The sequence below is a fragment of the Blastococcus sp. KM273129 genome (assembly GCF_021698995.1).
Classification (GTDB): Bacteria; Actinomycetota; Actinomycetes; order Mycobacteriales; family Geodermatophilaceae; genus Blastococcus.
Map to the genome: position 1 here is coordinate 1 of NZ_SSXB01000118.1, position 8,577 is coordinate 8,577.

An 8,577-nucleotide genomic window follows, 5' to 3' on the forward strand; every position below is an offset into this window, starting at 1 on the left:
GTCGGCGACGACGACGTCGGCGGTGGCCAGGGCCTGGCGGCCGCGGACGGTGATCAGGCCGGGGTCGCCGGGGCCGCCACCGACCAGCACCACGCTGCCACCGGTCCCGGTCCCGCGCCGGTGCACCGCGAGGCTGCCGTCGGCCAGCCCGGTCAGGACGCCGTCGCGGAGGCCCGCCGCCGTCCGCTGGTCGTCGCCGTGCACGGCCACCACCAGGTCGCCGGCGCGCCCGGTGACCGGCAGGTCGGCGGTCGCCGCCGGCGAGCCGTCGGGGCCGGCGCAGAACACCCGCTCCCGTTCGGCGTCGGCGAGCACCGCGGTGTCGACGTCGGGGTCGCCGGTGGCCGCGAGGGCGAACCAGGCCCCGGCGAGGTCGCCGCGGGCGTAGGGGCGTGCCGACCACGAGAGCCGCCCGGCCGCGGCCGCCGACTCCAGCGCCGGGGTGACCGCGGGGCTGACCACCACCACGCGGGCACCCGCGGCGAGCAGGCCGGCCGCACCGCGGTGCGCGGCGGCCCCGCCGCCGACGACGACCACGCGCCGCCCGGTCAGCCGCAGCCCGACCGGGTGCGGCGCGTCGTGGGCGGTCACGGTTCCTCCTGGTGGTCCGGGTGGGTCGGGTCGGAAGCTCGGGCGACCGCGACGGTCACCCGGCCGTGCACGGTCTTGCCGACCTCCAGCACGCCGCCGGTCAGCAGCGCGGCGGCCTCGGCGACCGACGGCGTGCCGACGCGACGGGCGACGGCGCCGGACGGCGCGGGGACGCGGACGGCGGCCAGCACCGCGGCCGGGTGCCCGGTGAGCGGCCAGCCGCGTTCGGCGGCGGCGCCCACCAGGCCCGGTTCACGCGCCCGCCTGTCCAGCGTGGCGAGCAGGACCGGCCCGGTGGGGGAGGGCAGCACCGCGTCGACGGCGGCGAGCACCTCGGCGGCGCTCACGCCCGAGGCCAGCCCGATGCCGACGGTCCTCACGTCGGCACCCCGGGCCGGTCGGGGAGGGCGGCCAGCAGCCCGGTGGCGTCGCGGGGGAGCGGCCCGTCCGGGAGCAGGCCGAGCGCGCGCAGCCGGCCGCCGACCTCCAGCGCCCAGGGGCGGGACAGGCGGGCGCGAGCGAGCAGGTCGCCGTCGCCCAGGACCTCGCCGGGGGGGCCCTGCACCACGGTGCGGTCCACGACGACGGCGACCTCGTCGGCCCAGCGCAGCGCCAGGTCGACGTCGTGGGTGCTCATGACCACCGTGGCGTCGTGCTCCTGCAGGCGGGCGAGGGCGGCCAGGGTGTCGGCGACGGCGGTGGGGTCGAGCCCCGCCGTCGGCTCGTCGAGCAGCAGCACGCAGGGGCGCATGGCGACCGCGCCGGCGATGGCGACCCGCTTGCGCTCCCCGTAGGAGAGCTGGTGGGTCGGGCGGGCGGCGAGCGGGGTGACGGCGAGCAGGTCGAGCGCCTCGGTGACGCGGGCCCGCACCTCCTCCTCGGGCAGGCCCAGGTTCAGCGGGCCGAAGGAGACGTCCTGCCCGACCGAGGCGCTGAAGAGCTGGTCGTCGGGGTCCTGGAGCACCAGCTGCACGACCTGCCGGTGCTCGCGCAGCCCGCGGCGGGTGTGCCGGAGCGGCGCCCCGTCGACGGTGACCGCGCCCGCGACCGGGCGCAGCGCCCCGGACAGGCAGCGCAGCAGCGTCGTCTTGCCCGACCCGTTGGCGCCCAGCAGCGCGAGCCGCCGGCCCGGGGGGACGGTGAGCCGCGCCCCGTCGAGCACCGGTGCCGCGCCCGGGTACCCGGCGACCAGGCCGGCGGCGGCGAGCGCCCGGTGGCTCACCGGGCCACCAGGGTGAGCGCGGTGATCGCGGCCGGCAGGGCGAGCGCGAGCGCGACGAAGGGCCGGGAGGAGGGCAGCGCGTCGGGCAGCACCCGGAGGCCGGTCTCCATCCCGCGGCCGGCCAGCCCGTCCTGCATGCGCCGCGCCCGGTCCCACGACCGGGTCAGCACGGCGGCGGCGAGCACCCCGGCCGAGCGGTAGGAGCGGCGGGGGGAGGACCAGCCCATGCGCGCGGCCTGCGCCTCGCGGATGGTGCCGAGGCTCTCGAGCAGCACGAACACCAGCCGGTAGGTCACGCCGGCCACCTCGACCACCGCCGCCGGCACGCGCAGCCGGCGCAGCTCGGGCAGCAGGTCCGACATCGGGGTGGTGGTGGCCAGGAGCAGCACCGCGGCGCTGCCGGCCACCGCGCGGCCCACGAGCGAGCCGGCCCGCTCGGCGGCGTCGGGGGCCCAGCCGATCCCGCCGTCGCCGACCGCGACGACCGCGGTGAGCGCGCCGATCGCGATGAACGCCAGCGGCCAGCGGATGGCCCGGCCGAAGGTGCGGGCCGGCACCCGGGCGGGACCGAGCGCCAGCGCGACGGCGGCCAGGCCGACGAGGACGCTGCCCGGCCAGGCGGGCAGGAGCAGCGCGCAGCCGACGAGGCCGGCGCAGAGCAGCAGCTTGTCGCCGGGCGACCGCCCGCGCCAGGCGCTGCCCCACGCCGCCTGGTCGACCGCCAGGCCCGTCACCGCCGGTCGGTCTCCGCCACGGCGTCCGGTGCGGTCGCTCCCCGCCGGCCGCGCAGCCGGCCCAGCACGTAGCCGAGCACGCCGGCGCCGAGCGCCGCCTGCAGCGCGAACAGGCCCGACTCGACCTCCCCGGCCGGGGCGAACACCGAGTCGAACCAGGGGGTGTAGCCGTCGGCCTCGAGCTCCTCGGTCACCGCGGCGTCGGTGCCGCCGTACTCGGAGACGCCGCCGTCGACCAGCAGCGGGATCGCGAACAGCGCGACGACCACGACGACGAGCAGGGTGGTGACGAGCGCACGGCGGGTCACGCGGCACCTCCGGTGGTCGCGGGGACGGCGGCGGGCTGCAGGACCCCGAGCCGTTCGAGCTCGGGGCGGGCGTTGACGGTGAGCACCCGGAACAGCAGGACGCCGAGGAGGCCCTCGCCGATCGCCAGCGGGATCTGCGTGACCGCGAAGACGCCGAGGAACTTGGCCAGCGCCCCGGCGAGCCCGGTGCTCGCGTCGGGGAAGGCCAGCGCGAGCTGCAGCGAGGTGGTGACGTAGGTGGCGAGGTCGGCCAGCGCGACGCCGGTGAAGACCGCCGGCAGCAGCCCGGCGCCGGCCGCGCGGGTCAGCCGGTACGCGCCGTACCCGGCCCAGGGCCCGACGACGGCGAAGGCGAACGCGTTGGCCCCGAGCGTGGTCAGGCCGCCGTGCGCGAGCAGCAGCGCCTGGAACAGCAGCACCACGGTGCCGAGCAGCGCCATGACCGGTGGCCGGAACAGGATCGCGCCGGGCCCGGTGCCGGTCGGGTGGCTCGAGCTGCCGGTGACGCTGGGCAGCTTGATCGCGCTGAGCACGAAGGTGAAGGCGCCGGCCGCGCCGAGCAGCAGAGTCGCCTCCGGGTTCTCGCGCACCTCCTTGACCACGGCGCGCGCACCGTGCGCGACGAAGGGCGCGGCGGCGAGCGTCCAGCCCAGCGCGTGCCCGGCGGGCAGGAATCCCTCAGCGATGTGCACGGGCGGTCTCCGATCGGACGGCGGGGGTGCAGGCGGTGACGAAGCGCTGGGCCACCCCGGGGGTGCCGGCCCAGTTGAGGTGCAGGTAGGAGGCGTGGACGCCGCCCTGCACGAACCCCTCGCGGGCGGTCGCGCCCCACTGCCAGGCGGGCGACGGGCCGGCCGGTGGGTCGGCGTGCGTGCGGTGGAACTCGTGGCCGCGCACCCGGGTGCCGGCGGCGGCGAGCACGGAGCCGGTGGTCGCGACCGCGGCGCGGTAGCCGAGGGTCAGCCGGGGCGCCATCGCCGTCGCCACGTCCAGCACGCCGCACATCGGCACGCCGTCGAGCTCGCGGGCCAGGTACAGCAGCCCCGCGCACTCGGCGGCGACCGGGGCGCCGCGGGCGGCGAGCGCGGCGACGTCGGCCCGCAGGGTCTCGTTGGCCGAGAGCTCCGCGGCGTAGACCTCGGGGAAGCCGCCACCGACGACCAGCCCGTCGGTGCCCTCCGGCAGCGCCTCGTCCCGCAGCGGGTCGACGGTCACTACCTCGGCGCCGGCGGCGGCGAGCAGTTCGGCGTTCTCCGCGTAGCCGAAGGTGAACGCCGGGCCGCCGGCGACGGCGATCCGCGGGCGGCCGCCGGTCGGGGTGACCTCTGCCGCCGGGTCCCAGGGCTGCGCCGCGACGTCGGGTGCGGTGCCCGCCAGCCGCAGCACGGCCGTCAGGTCGACGCCGTCGGCGACCACCTCGCCGAGCCGGAGCACGGTCGCCACCGCCTCGGCCGACCGCTCGGCCGCCGGCACCAGGCCCAGGTGGCGGGAGGGGGTGTGCAGCGTCTCGAGCCGGCGGATCGCGCCGAGCACCGGGACCCCGGCGGCCCCGAGCGCCGCGCGCAGGATCGCCTCGTGCCGGTCGCTGCCGACCCGGTTGAGGATCACCCCGCCCAGGCGGACCGAGGGGTCGAAGGTGGCGAAGCCGTGCACCAGGGCGGCCACCGACCGGGCCTGCGACGACGCGTCGACCACGAGGACCACCGGTGCCCGCAGCAGGCCGGCGACGTGCGCGGTGGAGGCGAACCCGGGCTCGACGGTGGGGTGGGTGGCGCCGTCGAACAGGCCCATGACGCCCTCGACGACGGCGAGGTCGGCGCCGCGGGCGCCGTGGAGAAGCAGCGGGGCGATCCGCTCCTCGCCGACCAGCCACGGGTCGAGGTTGCGGCCCGGCCGGCCGGCGGCGAGCCCGTGGTAGCCCGGGTCGATGTAGTCGGGGCCGACCTTGTGCGGGCTCACGGCCAGCCCGCGGGCGGTCAACGCGGCGACGAGGCCGGTGGTGACCGACGTCTTGCCGGCGTCGGAGGACGGCGCCGCGACGACGACCCGCGGGATGCGGGTCACCACTCGATCCCCCGCTGGCCCTTCTGGCCGGCGTCCATCGGGTGCTTGACCTTGGTCATTTCCACGACCAGGTCGGCGGCCTCGACCAGCGCCGGGGGAGCGTCCCGCCCGGTGATGACGACGTGCTGGTTGCCGGGGCGCGCCGTCAGCGTCGCGACGACGTCGTCGACGTCCACCCAGCCCCACTTCAGCGGGTAGGTGAACTCGTCGAGCACGTAGAAGCGGTGTGCTTCCGCGGCGAGGTCGCGCTTGATCTGCGCCCAGCCCTCGGCGGCGTCGGCGGCGTGGTCGGTCTCGGTGCCCTGGCGGCGTGACCAGCTCCAGCCGCTGCCCATCTTGTGCCAGACCACCGGGCCGCCCTCGCCGGTCTGCTCGTGCAGCCGGCCCAGCGCGGTCAGCGCGTTCTCCTCGCCGACCTTCCACTTGGCGCTCTTGACGAACTGGTAGACCGCGATCGGCCAGCCCTGGTTCCACGCCCGCATCGCCATGCCGAAGGCGGCGGTGGACTTGCCCTTCATCTCGCCGGTGTGCACGGCCAGCAGGGGCCGGTTGCGGCGCTGCCTCGTGGTCAGCCCGTCGGCGGGGACGACCTCCACCCGTCCCTGCGGCATCAGGCAGCCCTGCTGTCGCGGACGACGCCGGCCAGCTGGTCCGCGCCGAGCTCCTCCAGGCGCATCGTCCGCGCGCCCAGCGCCGCACCCAGCGACGCCGCCAGGCCCAGCCGCACCGGCCCGGACTCGCAGTCGACGACCACGCCCGCGACGTCGGCGAGCAGGCCGGCGGCGCGGCGCGCCTCACCCAGGTGGTCGCCGCCGCGCGCGCCGGTGGCCCGGCCGTCGGTGACGACGACCAGCAGCGGGCGGCGACGCGGGTCGCGCACCCGCTCCCGCGCCAGCGTGCGGTGCGCCTCGAGCAGGCCGGCGGCCAGCGGGGTGCGCCCGCCGGTGGGCAGCCCGGTGAGCCGCGCGGCGGCGGCCTCGACCGACCAGGTCGGGGGGAGCGCGAGCTCTGCGGCGTCGCCGCGGAAGGTGATCAGGCCGACCTTGTCCCGGCGCTGGTAGGCGTCCAGCAGCAGCGAGAGGACGGCGCCCTTCACCGCGGCCATCCGCGAGCGGGCGCCCATGGAGCCGCTGGCGTCGACGACGAAGAGCACCAGGTTGCCCTCGCGGCCCTCGAGCACGGCCTGGCGGAGGTCGTCACGTTCCACCACCAGGCCCGGTCCGCGGCGGCCGCGGGCCCGCTGGTGCGGGGCGGCGGCGAGCACGGTGCCCGGCAGGTGCAGCTTCGTGACGGTGCCCTCGGGGCGGGTCGAGCCGACCACGCGGCCCCGTTCGGCCCGGGCCCGCGACCGCCGGCCCGCCGCACCGGCGCCGATGCCCGGGACCTCCAGCCGCCGGGTGCGGAACGGGTCGGCCGGGGCGACCGCGGCCTGCTCGCGGGCGGGGGCGGCGTCGGCGTGCCCACCACCTTCGCCCCGCGGCGCCGTCGTGGGCTCGCCCGCGACCTCGCCGTCCCCGGGCAGAGGATCCTTCACCTGCGTTCCGGGGTCGGATCCGTAGGTATTGCCTCCTATGCCTGGGTTCCCGCCGCCGTCGGGGCCCCCGCCGTCCGGGCCGCCGCCGTCCGTGCCGCCGCCGTCGGGGCCGCCGCCGTCGGGGCCGCCGCTGTCGTCGTCGGGGGGCTCGGGGTCGTCGTCGGGGCGGGAGTCGGCCAGCGCCTGGTCCAGGGTCTCGTCGTCCAGCCCCGGCGCGTCGAACGGGTTGCGCCGGCGCCGGTGCGGGAGCGCCAGCCGGGCGGCGACGCGGACGTCGTCCTCGGTGACCTCCTCGCGGCCGCACCAGGCGGCGTGCGCGATGGCGGCGCGGGCGGTGACCAGGTCGGCGCGCAGCCCGTCGACGTCGAAGGCGGCGCAGACGGCGGTGACCTGGCGCAGCGCGGCGTCGGAGAGGACGACGCGCGGCAGGCGGGCGCGGGCGTCGGCGATGCGGGCGGCCAGCGCGGTCTCCTCGGCGGCCCACTCCGCGGCGAACCCGGCGGGGTCGGCGTCGGAGGCGAACCGGCGGCGCACGACCTCGGCGCGCACCGCCGGGTCGCGGGGAGCGGCGACCTCGACGGTGAGCCCGAAGCGGTCCAGCAGCTGCGGGCGGAGCTCGCCCTCCTCGGGGTTCATGGTGCCGACCAGCAGGAACCGGGCCGCGTGCCGCACGGAGACGCCCTCGCGCTCGACGTACGCGGTGCCCAGGGCGGCGGCGTCGAGCAGCAGGTCGACCAGGTGGTCGTGCAGCAGGTTGACCTCGTCGACGTAGAGCACCCCGCGATGGGCGGCGGCGAGCAGGCCGGGCTCGTAGGCCTTGACGCCCTCGGTCAGCGCCCGCTCCAGGTCCAGCGAGCCGACCAGCCGGTCCTCCGCGGCACCCACCGGCAGTTCGACCAGCCGGGCGGGCCGGGTGCGCGCGGCGGCGCCGGCCTCGTGCGGGCCGTCGGGGCAGGCCGGGTCGGGTGCGGCCGGGTCGCAGCCGAACCGGCAGCCGGCCACGACGCCGACCGGCGGCAGGACGGCGGCCAGCGCCCGGACGCTGGTCGACTTGGCGGTGCCCTTCTCGCCCCGCACCAGCACACCGCCCACGGCGGGGGAGACGGCGTTCAGCAGGAGGGCCAGCCGCAGGTCGTCCATGCCGACGACGGCGGTGAAGGGGAAGCTCATGCGGGGTACCCGCGCACGGCACGCGTCCTCTCCCCGGGTGTCCACGCCCGGAGGTGGCAGGAGCGCGACGGCGGGAGTTCCTGACTCACCGGCCCGGGGGCCGGCTCACAGTGGCGGGACCGCGCCGGATTCTCACCGGGCTTCCTCCACTGCCGTCGCGTGTGGCGGCGTCATCAGACCACGGGCGTGCTCCGCGGCGACAGCCCCCCCTCCGGCGTCGCCCGGCAACCTACGACCCTCTTGACTTCCTAATGCCATGAGGACGACCATCCGGCTCGTGACCGGAACCGTGGTGCCGGACCGTCGTGGGCGGCGTCGGCAGGAGACGATCGAGCAGGTGCTCGCGGTGGCGGTCGAGGTCATGAGCGAGCAGGGCGCGGCCGGGCTGACGCTCGGCGAGGTGGCCCGCCGGATGGGCATCCGCCCGCCGTCCCTCTACGGGTACTTCGACGGCAAGCACGCGCTCTACGACGCCCTCTTCGAGCGGGGCTGGCGGGCGCTCCAGGGGGTGCTCGAGCAGGCCGGGGCCATCGCCGACGGCGCCGACCCCCTCACCGCGTGGCGGGGAGGCACCACCGCCCTCGTGCGCTGGGCCGTGGAGCACCCCGCCCACTCGGCGCTCATGTTCTGGCGTCCGGTGCCCGGCTTCACGCCGTCGGAGCGGGCCTACGCGCCGGCCGTCGCGCTCGACGCCGAGTCCCGCGCGCTGCTGGTCCGGCTGCGGGATGCCGGGCACCTCGCCGCGCACGTCGACCTGGACCGCGCCTACCGCGCCTGGACGGCGCTGGTCGGCGGTGTCATCTCCCAGCAGCTCTCCAACGCGCCGGGTGAGCCGTTCGAGACCGGCGCCTTCACGACGGTCCTGCCCGACGTCATGGACATGTGGCTCGACCACCACCGCACCGAACCCGTCCGCCCGCTGATCCGAGGAGGTCCGCCGTGACCGCTCCCGCC

At 77.8% G+C, this 8,577-nt stretch carries 10 protein-coding genes and 1 riboswitch; of the genes, 1 reads left to right on the top strand and 9 read right to left on the bottom strand.

Annotation, left to right across the window (positions count from 1 at the left end; genetic code table 11):
* The 9 genes from E9565_RS20695 to E9565_RS20735 all read right to left on the bottom strand — a co-directional run.
* The coding region (locus tag E9565_RS20695) for an NAD(P)-dependent oxidoreductase (RefSeq protein ID WP_236828784.1) at positions 1-591 on the bottom strand (591 nt) is incomplete at its 3' end.
* A complete protein-coding gene (locus tag E9565_RS20700; protein WP_236836629.1) occupies positions 588-971 on the bottom strand; it encodes a cobalamin biosynthesis protein in 384 nt (127 codons plus the stop codon). The genes E9565_RS20695 and E9565_RS20700, both read right to left, overlap by 4 nt.
* Positions 968-1,813 carry an energy-coupling factor ABC transporter ATP-binding protein gene (locus tag E9565_RS20705; RefSeq protein WP_236836630.1) on the bottom strand — a complete coding sequence of 282 codons (846 nt, stop codon included), beginning with the start codon at positions 1,811-1,813 and terminating at the stop codon, positions 968-970. The genes E9565_RS20700 and E9565_RS20705 overlap by 4 nt, the downstream gene beginning before the upstream one ends.
* The gene (gene cbiQ, locus E9565_RS20710; RefSeq protein WP_236828781.1) at positions 1,810-2,547 is read right to left on the bottom strand and encodes a cobalt ECF transporter T component CbiQ; all 738 of its coding nucleotides are present in this window, start codon (positions 2,545-2,547) and stop codon (positions 1,810-1,812) included. The genes E9565_RS20705 and cbiQ overlap by 4 nt, the downstream gene beginning before the upstream one ends.
* Positions 2,544-2,855: an energy-coupling factor ABC transporter substrate-binding protein gene (locus E9565_RS20715; RefSeq protein WP_236828780.1), complete on the bottom strand. Its 312-nt coding sequence runs from the start codon at positions 2,853-2,855 to the stop codon at positions 2,544-2,546. The genes cbiQ and E9565_RS20715 overlap by 4 nt, the downstream gene beginning before the upstream one ends.
* Positions 2,852-3,547, bottom strand: coding sequence for an energy-coupling factor ABC transporter permease (locus tag E9565_RS20720; RefSeq protein ID WP_236828779.1), 696 nt, complete (start codon positions 3,545-3,547; stop codon positions 2,852-2,854). Before E9565_RS20720 ends, E9565_RS20715 begins: the two co-directional genes overlap by 4 nt.
* Positions 3,534-4,919, bottom strand: a complete 1,386-nt coding sequence (locus E9565_RS20725) for a cobyrinate a,c-diamide synthase (RefSeq protein WP_236836631.1) — start codon at positions 4,917-4,919, stop codon at positions 3,534-3,536. The genes E9565_RS20720 and E9565_RS20725 overlap by 14 nt, the downstream gene beginning before the upstream one ends.
* Positions 4,916-5,530 (bottom strand): cob(I)yrinic acid a,c-diamide adenosyltransferase, encoded by a 615-nt coding sequence (cobO, locus tag E9565_RS20730; protein ID WP_236836632.1) that lies wholly within the window; start codon positions 5,528-5,530, stop codon positions 4,916-4,918. The genes E9565_RS20725 and cobO overlap by 4 nt, the downstream gene beginning before the upstream one ends.
* Positions 5,530-7,623, bottom strand: a complete 2,094-nt coding sequence (locus E9565_RS20735) for a putative cobaltochelatase (protein WP_236836633.1) — start codon at positions 7,621-7,623, stop codon at positions 5,530-5,532. Before E9565_RS20735 ends, cobO begins: the two co-directional genes overlap by 1 nt.
* 74 nt (positions 7,624-7,697) lie before the next feature.
* Positions 7,698-7,770: riboswitch (cobalamin riboswitch) on the bottom strand.
* 130 nt (positions 7,771-7,900) lie between these two features.
* Here E9565_RS20735 and E9565_RS20740 point away from each other — a divergent pair.
* Positions 7,901-8,566, top strand: coding sequence for a TetR/AcrR family transcriptional regulator (locus tag E9565_RS20740; protein WP_236836634.1), 666 nt, complete (start codon positions 7,901-7,903; stop codon positions 8,564-8,566).
* Positions 8,567-8,577: the final 11 nt, after the last annotated feature.